This window comes from Paraburkholderia sp. BCC1885, assembly GCF_900996235.1.
Lineage (GTDB): Bacteria > Pseudomonadota > Gammaproteobacteria > Burkholderiales > Burkholderiaceae > Paraburkholderia.
Genome location: NZ_CAAJGM010000213.1, coordinates 1 through 16,430, shown reverse-complemented (window position 1 = coordinate 16,430; position 16,430 = coordinate 1). Strand labels below are relative to the sequence as shown.

Annotated in this window: 15 protein-coding genes and 2 pseudogenes; 3 read left to right on the top strand and 14 right to left on the bottom strand. The window is 62.6% G+C overall.

Going from position 1 to position 16,430, the window contains the following annotated elements; all coding sequences use genetic code 11:
• Positions 1-123: 123 nt before the first annotated feature.
• The 6 genes from FQ755_RS23445 to FQ755_RS23420 all read right to left on the bottom strand — a co-directional run bounded on the left by FQ755_RS23445 (position 124) and on the right by FQ755_RS23420 (position 8,918).
• Positions 124-1,704: an MdtP family multidrug efflux transporter outer membrane subunit gene (locus tag FQ755_RS23445; RefSeq protein ID WP_313957470.1), complete on the bottom strand. Its 1,581-nt coding sequence runs from the start codon at positions 1,702-1,704 to the stop codon at positions 124-126.
• Between the two features lie 4 nt (positions 1,705-1,708).
• Entirely contained in the window at positions 1,709-3,928 is a 2,220-nt protein-coding gene (locus tag FQ755_RS23440; RefSeq protein ID WP_260858815.1) for an FUSC family protein, read from the bottom strand.
• Complete coding sequence (gene mdtN / locus FQ755_RS23435; protein WP_144157403.1) at positions 3,925-5,031, bottom strand: multidrug transporter subunit MdtN; 1,107 nt, start codon at positions 5,029-5,031, stop codon at positions 3,925-3,927. The genes FQ755_RS23440 and mdtN overlap by 4 nt, the downstream gene beginning before the upstream one ends.
• Positions 5,032-5,045: 14 nt before the next feature.
• Positions 5,046-5,342 carry a YtcA family lipoprotein gene (locus tag FQ755_RS23430; protein WP_260858814.1) on the bottom strand — a complete coding sequence of 99 codons (297 nt, stop codon included), beginning with the start codon at positions 5,340-5,342 and terminating at the stop codon, positions 5,046-5,048.
• Positions 5,343-5,419: 77 nt separating this feature from the next.
• Positions 5,420-7,141 carry a ubiquinone-dependent pyruvate dehydrogenase gene (gene poxB, locus FQ755_RS23425; RefSeq protein ID WP_144157402.1) on the bottom strand — a complete coding sequence of 574 codons (1,722 nt, stop codon included), beginning with the start codon at positions 7,139-7,141 and terminating at the stop codon, positions 5,420-5,422.
• 265 nt (positions 7,142-7,406) lie between these two features.
• Positions 7,407-8,918, bottom strand: coding sequence for a CoA-acylating methylmalonate-semialdehyde dehydrogenase (locus FQ755_RS23420; protein WP_144157401.1), 1,512 nt, complete (start codon positions 8,916-8,918; stop codon positions 7,407-7,409).
• Between the two features lie 108 nt (positions 8,919-9,026).
• Here FQ755_RS23420 and FQ755_RS23415 point away from each other — a divergent pair, with 108 nt between their 5' ends.
• Positions 9,027-9,971: a LysR family transcriptional regulator gene (locus FQ755_RS23415; RefSeq protein ID WP_144157400.1), complete on the top strand. Its 945-nt coding sequence runs from the start codon at positions 9,027-9,029 to the stop codon at positions 9,969-9,971.
• A gap of 64 nt (positions 9,972-10,035) precedes the next feature.
• On the opposite strand, the gene FQ755_RS23410 is transcribed toward FQ755_RS23415, so the two are convergent.
• On the bottom strand, positions 10,036-10,461 hold the full coding sequence (locus FQ755_RS23410) for an organic hydroperoxide resistance protein (protein ID WP_144157399.1): 426 nt from the start codon (positions 10,459-10,461) through the stop codon (positions 10,036-10,038).
• A gap of 264 nt (positions 10,462-10,725) precedes the next feature.
• Positions 10,726-10,935, bottom strand: coding sequence for a hypothetical protein (locus FQ755_RS23405; RefSeq protein WP_144157398.1), 210 nt, complete (start codon positions 10,933-10,935; stop codon positions 10,726-10,728).
• 502 nt (positions 10,936-11,437) lie between these two features.
• Between FQ755_RS23405 and FQ755_RS23400 the strand changes: the two genes are divergently transcribed.
• Positions 11,438-12,220 (top strand): flagellar brake protein, encoded by a 783-nt coding sequence (locus FQ755_RS23400; protein WP_144157397.1) that lies wholly within the window; start codon positions 11,438-11,440, stop codon positions 12,218-12,220.
• A 56-nt stretch (positions 12,221-12,276) separates the two neighbouring features.
• On the opposite strand, the gene FQ755_RS23395 is transcribed toward FQ755_RS23400, so the two are convergent.
• The gene (locus FQ755_RS23395) at positions 12,277-12,699 is read right to left on the bottom strand and encodes a PRC-barrel domain-containing protein (RefSeq protein WP_144157435.1); all 423 of its coding nucleotides are present in this window, start codon (positions 12,697-12,699) and stop codon (positions 12,277-12,279) included.
• 990 nt (positions 12,700-13,689) lie between these two features.
• Positions 13,690-14,154 carry an RHS repeat domain-containing protein gene (locus FQ755_RS23380; protein ID WP_144157394.1) on the bottom strand — a complete coding sequence of 155 codons (465 nt, stop codon included), beginning with the start codon at positions 14,152-14,154 and terminating at the stop codon, positions 13,690-13,692.
• Between the two features lie 5 nt (positions 14,155-14,159).
• Between FQ755_RS23380 and FQ755_RS23375 the strand changes: the two genes are divergently transcribed.
• The gene (locus FQ755_RS23375) at positions 14,160-14,468 is read left to right on the top strand and encodes a hypothetical protein (RefSeq protein WP_144157393.1); all 309 of its coding nucleotides are present in this window, start codon (positions 14,160-14,162) and stop codon (positions 14,466-14,468) included.
• A gap of 43 nt (positions 14,469-14,511) precedes the next feature.
• On the opposite strand, the gene FQ755_RS23370 is transcribed toward FQ755_RS23375, so the two are convergent.
• The 4 genes and pseudogenes from FQ755_RS23370 to FQ755_RS23355 all read right to left on the bottom strand — a co-directional run.
• Complete coding sequence (locus FQ755_RS23370) at positions 14,512-14,793, bottom strand: immunity 53 family protein (RefSeq protein WP_144157392.1); 282 nt, start codon at positions 14,791-14,793, stop codon at positions 14,512-14,514.
• 384 nt (positions 14,794-15,177) lie between these two features.
• Positions 15,178-15,564 (bottom strand): Imm50 family immunity protein, encoded by a 387-nt coding sequence (locus FQ755_RS38780; protein WP_169498190.1) that lies wholly within the window; start codon positions 15,562-15,564, stop codon positions 15,178-15,180.
• Positions 15,565-15,573: 9 nt separating this feature from the next.
• A pseudogene (locus tag FQ755_RS38775) lies at positions 15,574-15,716 on the bottom strand (HNH/endonuclease VII fold putative polymorphic toxin); the annotation flags it as partial.
• Between the two features lie 168 nt (positions 15,717-15,884).
• Positions 15,885-16,430 (bottom strand): annotated as a pseudogene (locus FQ755_RS23355) (RHS repeat-associated core domain-containing protein); the annotation flags it as partial.

Genomic DNA, 16,430 nt, shown 5'->3' with positions numbered 1-16,430 from the left:
CGCGCGCCAAGGGCGAGCCAGGCGGCGCGGACGTGCGGATTAGCGGCCATGTCTTGGGCCGGTTCCAGCAAGGCACTGTCCACAGTTCCCACGCTCCGCGAGCCGGGACACGAGGGACGTGGGTCAGTTCGGCATGCCGCCTGATTGACGCTCCGCACGAGGCGGCGGCGCCGGCAGGTCGTCGCTGCGATAGCCGCCGCCCAGCGCCCGCGTCAGGACGATTTCCGCTTCCAGTTCGTCGCCGTTTAGCTGCAGCAGCGCGAGCTGCCCCTGCAGTACCGGCGCCTTCGCCTGGATGGCCGTGGTGCGGTCGGCGAGACCCCGCTGATACTGCGCCTCGGCGCTATCGCTGGCGAAACGGATGGCGTCGATCCGCTCGCGCTGCAATTGCGCGCGATGATCGAGGTCGTCGATTTCGCTGCCGGTTTGCGCCACGTCGCGCACGGCGTCGAGCACGGCCTGGTTGTACTGTTCGATCAGCGTATTGCTCGCGGTGCGTGCGCCATGCAAACCGGCATTCAGGCGGCCGCCGTCGAAGATAGGCAGGTAGAGCCCCGGAATCAGATTGATCTGCTGGCTCGAATGCGTAAACAGGTCGCGCATGCGCAACGCGTTGAAGCCGAAGAACGCGGTAATGTCGAAGCTCGGGTAAAACGCGGCCTTGGCGGAATCGATGCGGTCGAACGACGCTTCGATGAGCCAGCGCATCGCCTGCAGATCGGGCCGGCGGCCAAGCAATTCGAACGACAGCGCGGACGGCAGGCCGACCGACGGTGCCGGCAAGGCAACTGGCCTGATCTCCGGCAGATCGTCCGGGCCGGCGCCCAGCACCGCACGCAAGGCCTCGCGGGTCTGCACGATCTGTTCTTGCGCCGAGGCAATCTGCTGGTCGATGGCGAGCAGTTGCGAGCGTGCCTCGGCCGCTGCGGTCAGCGCTTCCAGCCCTCGTTCATGGCGCGCGGTGCGGGTGTCGAGTCCGGTTGCGGCGACGCCGCGCAATTGCCGCAGCAGAGCGAGGCTCGCGTCGACGATCTGGATCTGGTAGTAAAGCTGCGCCACGCCCGTCGATACTTCCAGCTCGGCTTGCGCGGCGTCCGCGCGCCGCGCATTCTGCTCGCCGAGCGCCGCACGCACGAGGTCGCGTTGCTTGCCCCAGATATCGATATCGTAGTGCGCGTCCACGCCGACCAGGCCGGTCCAATACCAGGGCCCATACGCACCGATAGCCGGATCGTGCGAAGCATAGGCGCTCAGGAAACCGTGGTCGGACACGCGTTCACGATCGGCGTCGGCGCGTGCAGAGATCTGCAGGTCGGAACCGGCGCGGATCAATTCGACCTGGGCGTGGGCCTGCGATACGTGCTCGCGCGCAATGGCGAGCGTCGGCGCCTGCTTGAGCGCGCGTCCGATCAGCGTGTCGAGTTGCGGATCGTGATAATGCTCCCACCAGCGCGCGGACGGCCAGCCTTCGCTGGCGAGGTGGATGTCGTCGGCAAGGCGAATCTGTTCCGGTTCAATCAGCGCCGCGGGCGGGCTGTCGTGATGAATAAGTGCGCAGGCGGCGAGGCATGAACCAAGCGGCAGCATGGCCAGTTTTAGCTTCAGCTTCAACCAATGCTGGCTGAAGACGAAACGCGGCGACCGACGGCAGCGATTGCCGTGCGTGGATTTGCCTGGCTTCGAGGCGTTTGAATTGTCGCGCATCACGCTATCCCCGAACCGCGTTCGCGGGCAGCGCCGCGTTCCGCTCAACGGTCGACCATAGCGGCAGCCCCGCCAGCGATGCGTCAAGACGGGCGGCCGCATCGAATAGCGCGGCGGTATTTTCGGCGCCCGCCTCGCCCGCAGCGGCCAGTTTCCTGATGTCTAGCGCTATCGGTGTCGTAGCAGCCGGCGGCTCGCCCGACAATTGCTGCGCGTATTGCTCCAGCGACTCGCTCAGGTTCTGCTGCAGCGCCGCGCAAGCCTTGATCAAGGCAGTGTGCGATGACGCGGTCCGTGCGCCATGGAACATCGCCTCGTCGTGGAAGGCGTCGCTTGCCAGCATGATCGAGCGGCCTTGCGCGAGCACGGTCTGCGCCAGTAGCGTCACGCGAGCCGTCTCGCCTTCGCGCCAGTCGGGTTCAAGCGCGACGCGGGCGAGCGTCGCTTCGCAATCCGCCAGCATGGCCCACGCTGCTAACGACGGTTGCGGCGCAGACCGCGCGCCCGCGGCAGCCGCAGCTGCACCGTCAAGCGCCTGTGCATGGGTGCGTGCCACTGCGGCAATCGCACGCAGCACTTTGGACAATTGCGCGCGCAACGCATCGGCCTCGCCTTCCGGCCATACCGAGAGCTGAATAAAGGTAGCCACCGCCACGCCCAGCAGAATTCCCACCAGCCGGTCGCGGATTTCGGTGAGATCGGACGGTGGCGAAAATTGCTCCAGCAGCGCGAGCGAAAACGTAAACATGAGTTGCAAGCCGGCGTAGCTGGTTCGCTCGGAGCCGGCGGAAATCCAAGCGCCCAGCGCGATTACGGGCAGACTCATCAGCAAAAGTCCCGTCACGCTTTCCAGGTGCGGAATCACGAAGGCGACCATGAACAGGGCGAGCGCGCTGCCGAGCGTTGCGCCGATGACGCGCAGCAGGCCATGACGGCTCGACGCGCCGAGACTCGGCAGCGCAACGATGAGACAGGTCAGCATGATCGTATGGATGCCCGGCCACTTCACCGCGTTGTAGAACACATAGCAGATCAGGACCGACAGCAGCGTGCGCAAGGCGAAGCGGGCGTAGCGCGGGTTGGAACAGGCGTCCGGCGGCAGCAGCGCGGGCGGTGCTGTTGGGGTGGCGGGCGCGGTGTGCGCCGTGTCTTCGCGCGGCGCCTCGGTGCGGGTTGCGTCCGCGAGTGCCGCGATGGCACGGCTCATTGCAGCAACGGCGGGAATGGGTATCGTCGCGGCATCTTGCTGCGTGGAGACGGCGGATGCGGCCGGACGCACCAAAGAGCCACCTTGCGCGATCGTGCGATCCAGCGCTTCGACCTCGCCGCGCACGCGCCGGATCGCTGCCAGCCCAGCCGCGCCATAGTTCTGCGCTGAAACGGGTAATTCCGCGGCGGCCTCGTACAGGCGCGACACGGCTGTCACACATGCCAGCACCGCGGCAGCAGCGGATTCGCTGTAACGCTTGCGCATGGTGGAGAAGCGCAGCAGTTTTTGCAACGACATGACACCCTGCTGCAGATCGCCTGCATCGAGCGCAATTGACGCAACGGACGCAACGGCGGCATCCGTCCCGCCAGAGCCCGGCCCGATCAATACTGCGAGGCGCGCCTGAACCGCCGCCAGTTGCCGATGCATCGCCGCGCGCAACTGCAATTCCGGTTCGGCGGGTAACAGGATGGTGTTGATGATCAGCGCCACCACCACCGGATAATTTACCGCCGACCATACCCACAAGCAGCTACGGACGAGTTCTTCGGCGTTATCGGTCAGATCGACAAAGCTCTGCGCATAGATCACGATGATTGCGATGAGGAAGAACATCAGCCCAAACTTCGTCACGGCGCGCATCAGGTAGACGCTGCAGAAAAACACCGCGCTCGCCACCACGATACGCAGCAGCGGGTAATCGAAGGTCAATGCGTAAAGCCCGATTGCAGCGGCAATCGCACAGGTCGAGCCAATGACTAGGCTTAACGCCACCATGCGCGTCAACACTACGTTCGATTGCGTGACGTAAAACACGACGATCAGCGACAAAGCCAGTTCCGGCACGCGCAAGGTCATCGACGCAACGATCACGATGGCGCTGCCCAGCGCGCAACGCATCGTCACATTGCCGCGGCCGGGAAATGCCGCCAGTTCGCGCCGCAGAAATGCGACGAGACGCGCGACCGGCATAGGCCAGCGGATCTCACGCCGCAAGCCGCTGACCGCGCTCATGATCGCGCTCCGCTCGCGGCCGCCGCATCTTGCTGCCGCTCCTGCTGCCCCTGCTCGAGCGGGCGCAGCACCGCCACCGCCGAGGTGCCGATGCGAAACAGCCGTGCGTCAGGATGATCGACCCGTATCTTCACCGGGAATCGCTGCGCGACGTGCACCCAGTTGATGCTGCGCTGAATATTCGGCAAACCGTTCGCCGTGGCGCCGCCGTCTTGCGGATCGACGCCATAGCCGACCGAATCCACCGTGCCATTGAAGCGGATGCCCGTGTCGCTCATCAGATACACCGTGGCACGCGTGCCGGGACCGATTCTGCCGAGTTCGTTTTCGCGGAAATTGGCAATCACATACCAGTGCCGCGTATCGATCAGCGTAAAGACGGGCTTTTGCGCGGACACATACTGGCCGACCGACGTGCGCAGTTCGACCACGCGTCCGTCGAACGGCGCGCGCACGGTGGCGTATTCCAGATTGAGTTGCGCGCTGGCGATCTCGGCCTGTAACACCGTCCGCTGCGCCACCAGGGCATCGACGCCGCTGACCGCCGCTTGCGCCTCGCGCGCCTGGGCTTCGGCGGCGGCCAGTTCCGCCAGTGCCGAGCGCTGCGCGGTGCGCGCGCGGTCCAGATCGTCGGCCGAAACGTAGCCTTTGCCGATTAGCGGCTCCATTCTGGCGAGCGTGTCGCTGGCCTGCTTCGCCGCCGCCTGGGCACGCGTCACGGCGGACCGGGCCGCGGTCGCCCCGAAGGTCTGCGCATTGACGCTGCGCTGGGTGAGCGGAATCTGCGCGTCGAGTTGCACAAGCGCGGCCTTGGCCCGCATCAAGGCGTATTGATAGGGACGCGGGTCGATTTCGAACAGCAGATCGCCCTGCTTCACTGCCTGATTGTCGCGCACGGCCAGCTTGACGATCTTGCCGCTCACTTCCGGCGACACGCCGATAGTGTCCGCATACGCATAGGCGTCGTCGGTGCGCGGGGCCGTGTCGACGCGCCAGATCACCGCAATGGCCGCGATCACGGTCAGCACGATCAGCAGCAACGCCGGCCAGGTTCGCGGGCGCTTCGCGGATCCGGAATTTGCCGCGCTCGTAGGAGTACTCATGTTCTCACCGTGTGTCACCAATTAAAGCCGACGGCCCAGAGCACGATCGAAAAGAGCACGGTCAGGGTGGGATAGACGAGCGCCGGCGGCGTGAGCCAGCCGCCGTAGCCGTGGCGGTACGACAGCACATGCACGACTGCCATCAATGCCGCGCCGCCGGTAACGCAAAACAGCCAGTCGGGAAAGTACGCGCCGAGCACACCGACGGACGGCGAGCCGCTGCACGCCGTCAACAGCATGCACGGGGCGAAGCTCAGGGCGGCTTCGCGGCGGCGCGGGAACGCCGTCCACATGATTGAATATTTCGTCATACTAATGATAAATCCTGTTCCGCGCGCTTTCGGCTTGATAATAGAACGCATGCGCGAAGGCGAAGATCGAGCCCGCATCAGCGCGTCAGATTCACTTTCGCCAGATCGATCAACTCGCGGCCACGGCCGTCCATCACCGATTTCATCATGAAGAGGCCGAAATGCCAGGCTTCGTCGACCGTAGTTTTAGGCGGCATGATCAGTTCCTGGCGCGCGCTGACCACGTCGACCAGCGCCGGACCGTCGTGCGCAAACGCTGCGCTCAGTGCTCCTTCGAGATCCCGCGGCTTCTCGACGCGAATGCCCTTCACGCCTATCGCCTCCGCCATGTGGGCGAAGTTGGGGTTGATCAGATCGCAACCGGTATCGAGGAAACCCGACGCGCGCATTTCGATTTCGACGAAGCCGAGCGTGCCGTTGTTCAGCACCACGACCTTGACCGGCAAGCCGGCCTGCACCAGCGTGAGGAATTCGCCCATCATCATGGCGAAGCCGCCGTCGCCGGACATCGACACCACCTGGCGCCCCGGACACGCCGCCTGCGCGCCGATCGCATGCAGCATGGCGTTGGCCATCGAGCCGTGGTTGAACGAGCCGATCAGCCGGCGCTTGCCGTTCAGCTTCAGATAACGCGCGGTCCAGGCGATCGGCGTGCCGACGTCGCAGGTGAAAATCGCGTCGTCCGCGGCGAGCTGGCTAACCAGACGTGTCACATACTGCGGATGAATCGTCGTGCTCGAAGGATTGCTTTCGGCGAGCGAATCGAGATCCTTGCGTGCGCTGGCGTAGTGTTCGAGGGCGCAGTCGAGGTGCGTCGAATCGGTCTTTTCTTTCAGCATCGGCAGCAAGGCGGCGAGCGTGTCCTTCACGGTGCCGAGCAGGCCGAGATCGAGCGGGCAACGGTTGCCGAGTGCTTCGGGACGCACGTCGATCTGCGCGATCTTCGCCTCGTCCGGATAGAACTGCCGGTAGGGGAAATCCGTGCCGAGCAGCAATAGCATGTCGCAGGCTTTCATCGCGGCGTAGCCCGACGCAAAACCGACCATGCCGGTCATGCCCACGTCGTAGGGATTGTCGTGCTCGATATATTCCTTGCCGCGCAGCGAATGCACGATGGGCGCCTTGAGCAACCGAGCCAGTTCGACGACCTCGTCGTGCGCGCCCGCACAGCCCGCGCCGCACATCAGCGTGACGCGCGACGCCGAATGCAGCAGGCCCGCGAGGCAGGCGAGATCGTTGTCGCCCGGACGCAGCACCGGCGGGGTCTTCGGCACGACCCAGTCCGGCACTTTGGCTAACGACGGCGACAAGGCCACGTCGCCGGGAATCACCACCACCGCCACGCCGCGGCGCGCCACCGCCACACGCATCGCCCGGGTGAGGATTTGCGGCAATTGCGCGGCGTTCGACACCAGTTCGACGTAGTGGCTGCATTCCTTGAAGAGGCTTTCCGGATGCGTGGCCTGAAAATAGTCGATGCCGATCTCGCTGCTGGGAATATGTGCCGCGATCGCCAGCACCGGCACGCCGCTGCGTTGGCAATCGAACAAGCCGTTGATCAGATGCAGATTGCCCGGTCCGCAACTGCCCGCGCACACCGCAAGCTCACCCGTCAGATGCGCTTCGGCACCGGCCGCAAACGCGGCGCCTTCCTCGTGGCGAACGTGAATCCAGTCGATCTTGCCGGAGCGGCGCAGCGAATCGGAGACGCCGTTCAGCGAATCGCCGACGACGCCAAAAATGCGCTTGACGCCGGCGTGTTCGAGCGTGGCGACCAGGTAGTCGGCTGCGGTTGTCATGACACACCTCCACGAAATGATGCGATGGCGCGGCGTGCCGGCGTCGAAGCCGGCGCGCCGCGTGCGTGGGGTGATAGTGCCGCGCCGTGCATGGCCGCGCTGTTCAATTCGCACGGCGCGTTAGCGAATTCGCACGGTGGCCGGTGGGGCCCACCGGCGCGATCACGTGCACGTGCCGTTTTCGCGCGCCAAAAAAGCGCTGAGCCTCGTGCCTGATACAAGGCACGAGGCTCAGTCGTGGTGTTACCGCAGTTTGGGCGACGGCTTACTTTGCGGTCGGCATGGCAAACTCGGCGCCTTTCTCGGTGCTTTCGGGCCAGCGCTGCATGATCGACTTCTGCTTCGTGTAGAAGCGCACGCCCTCTTCGCCGTATGCATGCATGTCGCCGAACAGGCTGCGCTTCCAGCCGCCGAAGCCGTGCCACGCCATCGGCACCGGAATCGGCACGTTGATACCCACCATGCCCACTTCGATACGGCGGCCGAACTCGCGCGCCACGTGACCGTCACGCGTATAGCACGCCACGCCGTTGCCGAATTCGTGCGCGTTGATCAGATCGACCGCTTCCGTGAAGTCCTTGACGCGCACGCAGGCCAGCACCGGACCGAAAATCTCTTCCTTATAGATGCGCATGTCCGGCGTGACGTTGTCGAACAGCGTGCCGCCGGTGAAGAAGCCGTCTTCGTGACCCGGCACCTTCAGACCGCGACCGTCGACCACCAGCTTGGCGCCTTCCTCGACGCCCAGCGCAATGTAGCCTTCGATACGCTCCAGTGCCTGGCGCGTAACGATGGGGCCCATTTCCGCGTCGGCCTCCATGCCGTTCTTCACCACCAGATTGCGGGCGCGCTCGGCCAGACGGGGAATGATCTTGTCGGCCACGTCGCCCACCAGCACCGCCACCGAAATCGCCATGCAGCGCTCGCCGGCCGAGCCGTAGCCCGCGCCGACCAGAGCGTCGATCGCCTGGTCGAGGTCGGCATCCGGCATCACCACCATGTGATTTTTCGCGCCGCCCAGCGCCTGCACGCGCTTGCCGTTTTTCGCGCCGGTTTCGTAGATGTAATTGGCAATCGGCGTCGAACCGACGAAGCTCACCGCCTTCACATCCGGATGCGCCAGCAAGGCATCCACCACCACCTTGTCGCCCTGCACCACGTTGAAAACGCCGTCGGGCAGGCCGGCCTGCTTCAGCAACTCTGCCATGAACAGCGAGGCAGACGGATCGCGCTCGCTCGGCTTGAGGATGAACGCGTTGCCGGCGGCAATCGCCACCGGGAACATCCAGCACGGCACCATGCACGGGAAATTGAACGGCGTGATGCCAGCGACGACGCCCAGCGCCTGGCGCGTAGTCCAGTTGTCGATGCCTGTCGAAACCTGCTCGGTGTAGTCGCCCTTGAGCAGTTGCGGGATGCCGCAGGCAAATTCGATTACGTCGATGCCGCGCGACACTTCGCCTTGCGCATCCGAGAACACCTTGCCGTGTTCGGCCGTGATGATGGCCGCGAGTTCGTCGCGATGCTTGTTCATCAATTCGAGGAAACGCAGCATGACGCGCGCACGGCGAATCGGCGGCGTGTCGCTCCACTTCGGAAACGCCGCCTTGGCGCTGGCCACGGCGGCATCCACGTCCGCCGCTTCGCCGAGCCGCAGGGTGCGGGGCCGCGCGCCAGTTGCCGGATTGAAGACCGGCTGGCTGCGGCTGCCGTTACCGGCGACGCGCTCGCCGTTGATGTAATGGACGACGTCAGCGGTATCGTTGAAGGCTTGCATGGGGTCTCCTGATCGTTAAGGGGCGGTAGACGAAGTCTAGGAGCCGCCGACCCGTCTGCAAAGACGCTATCATTGAACTTACTGTTTTCTACAGCGAACAATCAGTGTATGGATGTCGAAAAAATTGAGGGTCTGTGGACGCATCTGCACTGGCTCACCGTGCTCGCCGAACAAGGCAGCTATACGGCGGCGGCCTCGCGGCTGGGCGTCAGCAAGGCCGCCATGAGCCAGCGCATTTCCGAACTGGAGCGCGCCGCGGGCATTTCGCTGGTGCAGCGCACCACGCGCAGCGTTCGCCTGACCGAAGCGGGCCAGCGGCTGGTGGAAGACACCCGCGGCCATTACGCACAGATCGCCAGCAGTTTTTCCAGCGTCCGCGAACTGGCGGGCGTCGCGCGCGGCCTGATCAGGGTCACCGCGCCAGTGGCATTTGCGCGGCAGCAACTGGTGCCGCAACTCCCCGCGTTTATGCGGGCCAATCCCGAAGTCAGGGTGCAGCTTGAAGTATCGGACCGGATCGCCTCGCTCGCCACCGAGGGTTTCGATCTGGCGATTCGCCACAGCGCGGAAGCGCCCGACACCCACGTCGCATGGAAACTTTGCCCGACGCATTCGGTGATCGTGGCGACGCGCGCCTATCTGCGCAGACGCGGCACGCCCGCGACGCCCGAGGATCTGTCCGCGCACGACTGCCTGTTCTATCCGCGCCCGACCGGCGGCGGCATGTGGTCGTTCGAGCGCAAAACGGCGCGCAAGACGGCGGCGACGCCCGTCATCCTGCCGGTCAACGGACAATTCTCGGCCAATAACAGTGAAACCCTGCGCGATGCGGCGCTGGACGACATGGGTATCGCGCTCCTGCCGGATTTCACGGCGCAGGCGGCCGTGCAGGCGGGAAAACTGGCGGTGGTGTTGCCGGATTGGCGCGTGACGGGCGCGTTTGCGGAGCAGCTCTATGTGGTGCGGCCTTATGCGTCGCATGTGCCGCGGGCCGTGAGCCTGTTCGTCAATTATCTGCGGGACCGCTTTGCGGACGGGTTCCCGCTGGAATGAGCGTTGCACCGGGATGCGGCACGGCTTTTTATGGAAGCCGCGCCGCGTCCGCCGTGCCGCGCGCTCAGGCGAGCGTCAGCGTGACATCAATGTTGTTTCGGGTCGCGTTCGAATACGGGCACACTACGTGGGCCTTTTCGATCAGCGCCTGCGCTTCTTCGCGAGCCATGCCGGGAAGCGTGATCTTGAGTTCGACCTGAATGCCGAAGCCGTTGGGAATCTGGCCAATGCCGACACTGCCCGCCACCGACGCATCCGCCGGCACGGCGATCTTGTCACGCGCGCCGACGAATTTCATGGCGCCGATGAAGCACGCACTATAGCCGGCCGCGAACAGTTGTTCCGGGTTCGCGCCCTGCCCGCCGCCACCGCCGAGTTCCTTCGGAGTGGTCAGTTTCAGATCCAGTCCCGAGTCCGGCACCACCGCGCGGCCGTCGCGGCCTCCGGTAGCGGTTGCGTGGGCGGTGTAGAGAACCTTTTCGAGTGACATGTCCTGCTCCTTTGATGGTGGATGAGGTATCGCGACAGGCATACGCAAAAAGGCAGGCAAACGGACCGCTTCGCCTGCCCGAGCGGCCTTTGCCGCTCTAGCTATTCAATACCATAGGGAGCAGGAAACAATTGCGACGCGCGCTAAAACCCCTTCGAGGCAGAGGGATTAGCGCAGACTGATACAGGTTCGCGCTGCACCGTCAGCCGAGGCGCGGGCTGACAGTGCGTCCACATTGCGCGTATCTACGTTGGACGTAAATGGTCAATGAAACGAGTCGCGTGTGGAAGACGGGCTGTGCGAGTCCATCCAGTCATACGATTCCGTGTTATGCGCCCACGCCCAGTTGCGCACCGGCGCCGGCGTCTTGCGTACTTCGGGCGTGCTCTGCACGGCAGGCTGGATCTCTGCGCGCACATCCGGCCGGCTTCCGTTGGAACCGCCATTTGCTGCATTCGATGAGTCGTATTTCATGATCTTTCCTGTTCGATTTGCGCCAAATGCGCGTCAATCCTGCCCGGCCACTTCTTCACGCAGGGACGCCGCCATGAGCTTTAAAAAACGCCCCAATGCGGCCGCTGACGTGTGAAGAGTGAGTCCACGGAAGTCATTCTATGGATTGCACGCCGCACATCAACGCATCTGAGCCGAATTCATAGTTCGCGTTTTCAGCACAATCGGATGAGGTGACGTATTCAGTTGGATACCGGTTCGTGCGCGCGACGTGTCCGTAACACGACGGCCGCGTAACGTAGCGACCGGCAATCAAGCCAGCGGCGCGGGTTCGCCTCGCATGCCGCCAAGCCCCGTCCCATCAGGCTCGACGACTTTCGCCGGGCTGAGCGCAACCGCCCGTTCGCAATTGGCACGGTCCCTGCAGTAGAGCGTGCATGATCCGGGCGCCGGCAATGCATCACGCCGCCGCTCGCTGGACTAACCGGCCAGGCCTAGGCCACCACGCTCAGCGGACCCTACGATGATTGTCGACCTCTCACCCGAACTCGCTTCTGTTCCCGATTCCAACCGCGCCGATGCCGCCACCGATATTTCGCCGGCCTTCGCGCAGCAGCATCCGCTGCAGATCGCGGTCTGTCTGCGCAAGCTGGTGTCCGGTCAGGACTTCGTGACGGTGGAATTCGGCGGCCGGCAGATCGTCACGCAACTGCTGGAAGTCGATTCGCGCAACGCGCGTTTTATCTTCGATGCAGGCAGCGTCTGCGCCGACAACCATGCCTTGAGCGACGCCGGGCGACTCGTGTTCCGCAGCCTGCCGGGCGGGATTCGCACCGAATTCGTCACGGAACGCGCCGCCCGGATCGTCTTCGAAGGACGTCTGGCGTTTGAAGCACCGTTTCCCGCGGTGCTGTATTGCGTGCAGCGCCGCGAATACTTCCGCGTGCGGACCCCGGTGCTCGATCCATACACCGCCAGCGGCCGTTACGCAGACGGCGATTCGTTCACGGTCGAACTGCAGGACCTGTCGTTAGGCGGCGTGGCGTTGCGAACCGCCAATACCCGCTTCGGATTGCTGGAAGCGGGTTGTGTGCTGCACGGGGTCACCGTGTTGCTGGGTAGTTATGGCGCGCTGACGCTCGACCTCGAAATCGTCGCGCCGCGCCATACGCTGAGCGCGAGCGGCGAACGGCGCTTCGTGATGGGATGCCGCTTCGTCGAACTGCCCGGCCTCGCCGAGCGCATGCTCCAGCGCGTGATCACGCAACTGGAGACGAAGCGCCAGGCGCTGGTGCCGCGCGACTGACTCCGCGGCACAACGGCACGTCGGCACAACGGCGCGCGCATTGCGCTGCTGCGCGTTTAGCCCTTGCGCGGCTTGGTCGCCTTTTCGAGCTTGTTGTACTCGAACTCCGGCACCTGCTTGAGCGCGTCCTTGGTGGCGCCCGCGAGGAACAGATTGCCGTCGCGGATCTCGAAGTGGTCGATCGGAATGGCGACGTAGTGAATGCCCATGCCGAGGAAGCCGCCTACCGACAGCACCGCATAGGTGGCCTTACGGTCCGGCGCGATGATCAGATCGTAGATGCTGCCGATCTTGTCCTTGTTGTCGTTGTAGACCGGTTCGTCGACGAGTGCCTTGCGCACGCTCCAGCCATGCAGAAGGCTATTGGTTTCGTCGACCGTGCCGCCGAGCGGCTGAATGCCGGCAAGCTGCGCCTGGGCAGCGGGTAAAGCACAGGTGAACAGGAGCGCGCCGGCGCAAACGAGTGTCTTGGCTTTCATCATGGTGATCCTTACCGTTGGTGAATGTCGTCCTGCGATCGTGCAGTAGACACCCAGTAGCACGTCCCATGCCCAAAACCTGGCGGTGTGTCTGTAACTGATTGCTTTATTCGTGGCGCGATTGTTTTCTCGACCTCGGGCCTCGACTTGGGCGCAGGGGCGCGAACAGGCTAATATCGGCCATCCTCCACATCATGCAGCGCGACAACCCATACGGCCCGCTGACCATCACCAACTCAATCGGGGAGTTGACCATGGCTAAGACCAATCTGAAGGTCGGATCGGCTGCTTCGACGACTCGCCCCTTGGTGTCGTAGCACCGCTCCCAGCGGTTGCCCTCTGGGCCTGGACGCACGTGAGGTTGTCGTGCCGGTCATGCCCGAAGTATGCGGTGCGGACATTGCGTGCCGTATGCGCGGCCAGGTTGCCGCGCGCATCCCACGTGAACTGCTCTTCGCCGCCATTCGGGTACCCCCTGATTAGCACCGGCCAGCGCGTCCATGTCTCGGTTGACTACATCCGGCCATGCCTCGCCGTTACTCCAAAACGCGATTACGCCGCCAAAGCGTGCGAGCGAGATACGTTTGCCATCGGGCGCAAGGCCGACAATGACGGCCTGCGCGAGGCATAGCTCGCTGAAGTACAGACGACCAGGCGCACCCGGGCGTAAGCTCCAGATAGAAGAATCAAGGGCCGCATTTGCGGCCCCGTTTATAACTAGATTCGACTTGCGAAGTTCTTCAACACGTCTGCTATTTCCAGCGCCTCCGACTCAGACAACTCGACTGGATCGCCTTCTTTTGTCACTGCTTTGATGTGAATGGATGACTCTTGCTCGATCCATATCCGAAGTGCTCCATCGCTTGATTCAAAGTAATCTTTCTCTTTTCCGGCGTGCATTGCTATTCACCTGTAGTTGGGAAATGACGATTGCCATCGTCTGGCGAAACAACCTTCACCTTCCCCGTTGAGTCATATGAGCGTGTCAACTTACACCCGGCTCCGGTCGGTGAACTGCGCCTTCCAGCCGCGACGCCGTTTGAGCCGTCCCATCGCGTCGTAGTCGAATGCCTGCATCACATCGCCGTCGAGCTGGTTCGTGACCGCCCCGCTGCCCGCCGCCCGGAAATACTGGACGGTCCTGCCGTCGAAACCCGTTTCAGTGACGAGCCGCCCGCCCGCGTCATACTCAAACCGGTATTCGCTGCCGTTCCCGTTGCGCAGGCCCACGATCTGCCCCTGCGGATTCCAGCTGTAGGCGAGCTCTTCATCTTGCGCATTGGTACGCGCGGCAGGCAGCCCCGCAGCACTGTAACGGTAATGCGTCTGCCGGTTCAGCGCATCGGTGTGCGTGGCCAGGTTGCCGCGTGCATCCCACCTGAACTGCTCTTCGCCGCCATCCGGGTACCCCCTGACTTGCACATAAAGCACGTCCACCCAGAGCGAAACGTTCATCCAGCATGACCGTCAGGCTGCGCGATACGCCCGATGGCTATTCACTGGATACACCTCCACGCCCACAACAACCCTTCCTGCCCTGGGAACACATCGACAGGTGGTTAGGCGAAGGCCATCTCTTCAGTACCGGACAGCGCGTCAATGTCTCGGTTGACTACATCCGGCAAAGCCTTACCGTCACCCCTGAATACGACTATCCCGCCAGAAAGCGCGAGCGCGAGGCGTTTGCCATCGAGCGTAAGGCCGAGAATGACGAACTGCGCAAGGCATGGCTCGCTCAGGTGCAAACATCCAGGCGCGGCCGCGCATGACCACCGGGTAGAAGAACGAAGGGCCGCACAAGCGGCCCCTGGTCTATTGAAGCCAGTCAACGGCTAGAGTTATCAGTTCCTTCAAATTACAGGAGCCGCCGTAGCCATTGAACTCTGTCTCAGTTGCTTTAACCGCAATCCAATCAACTTCGCTGCGCTCAGAACTGTTGTTCACTGGTTGTCTACCAGTTGCCCCGGTTATCTTTACCTTCCACCCAGGATTGTCGATATTGACAATCTCAATACCGAAAGAATGCTCCCAGTCACCGTTACATTGCAGCGCATACCAATCTTGCAACGCGTCAATTAAATCCTTCATCGGCATAACCCCTTTCGCCTTGCAAGCTCCCGAACCACTCGAACATCCTGTTTGGTTGCCGGCTGTGTAACTTCCGTTTTCTTCGACGTCGTTATCTGCCCATTTGGACCAATGTTGATTGCCCGAGTCTGCACGTGCGGAGTAGGAATATCAGTTCCCGTTGCTTTGTCGAAATGCGAAGCGCCTTGCAAATCGATATGCCCCTGAGTCGTCGGTATAGAGAATGAGACCGAATTCTGTCCAATTTGATTGGACAACTCCTGCGCCATTTGAGTCTCGTTTTTGGGGCCTTGAATTGAGTTGTCAGTACATTTTGGCAGGCACCTCTTACAAGGAGTCAACCCCAGTGGATCGACCCAGCTAATCGGATTGGGCGCGTACTGATAGACATTAGCTGTCTCGGAGAAGGGCTGACACCCTGTCAACGCTTACTGACATGGTCTTAAACAACGCGGTGGACTCTCCAGACAGCGTTACCGTCAGAACTCCATTTTCGGTGCGCTCTATATCTAGGTTGCACCTATTGCCGCGACCAAATGACGTCATATTTACCTCATATAGGGGAAACAGAGATAACTCAACCTGAACCGTGTTTAGCCCCCTCCACTTTTCAGGAGGGGACGCAGGAAAGTCCTTCAGACAGAGAACAAATCGTGCGATTGGACCATCCCATCCAAGCTTGATTTCCTGTAGGTCCACGCCGCAGAAACTAAGAGCGTCTCCGTACAAAGACGACAGGAATTTTCCGTTGTCCAAATAGTTAAGGATTGGATTCACGTTTCTCACTCATTGATCGAAAGGATAATGCGCTGCCGTCCCAAGCACCGAACCATTTCTGGTTTCGCCAGCCGGCCTTACGTTGAAATGCGGCCCTTGATCGCCATGCCCCCTTCGCCGAATTGATGTCCCGCACCATGATCTTGAATAACGACCTGACTTCCATCTTCTCGGGTAAAGAGATACTCGCGTGTTTCCACGCGCTTACCGTTGCAAATGACCGGGCATCCTCCTCGTGAAGTCATGGGCGTCCTCGTGACGGAATCTGGACGTTGGCTCATCGGAATCCCTGCGTCACGTTTGGCCTGTCTGAAGGCGCCATTACGCCCCATCAACCCTAGGGGATCAACCCAGCTAATCGGGTTCGGAGCGTACTGGTACACATTGATGCCGCCCGCAAGCCCGATGGGGTCCTTCGAGATGAAGCGCCCACTGTGCGGATCATAATACCGATGCCGGTTATAGTGCAGCCCGGTCTCATGATCAAAGTACTGCCCCGCGAAGCGCAGCGGATTGCTGATTCCCGCCTTGCGCGCCGCGTCGCCGATCACTTCCTTCGCTTCACCCCACGCCCGGTAATACGCACTCCAGGCAATCGCGCCGTCCGCGTCGCTCAGTTCCTGCGGCGTGCCGATCTGGTCACAATGATAATACGCCACCGCCCCGAACGCTGGCGGCGCTGGTGTCCTGTCATCAAGCACCGCCGCCCCGGTCGCCTGCATCAGCGGCGTGAAGCTGCCAGGCTCGTACACGTAGTGCGTCGTCGTGCGCTTCTCCCACGACGTTTCATACGCCAGCGTATCGCCGTCCCAGCCGTACAGCGTCAGTCCATAGCCGAACTCGTTATTCAGACGTTTGCGCTCCAC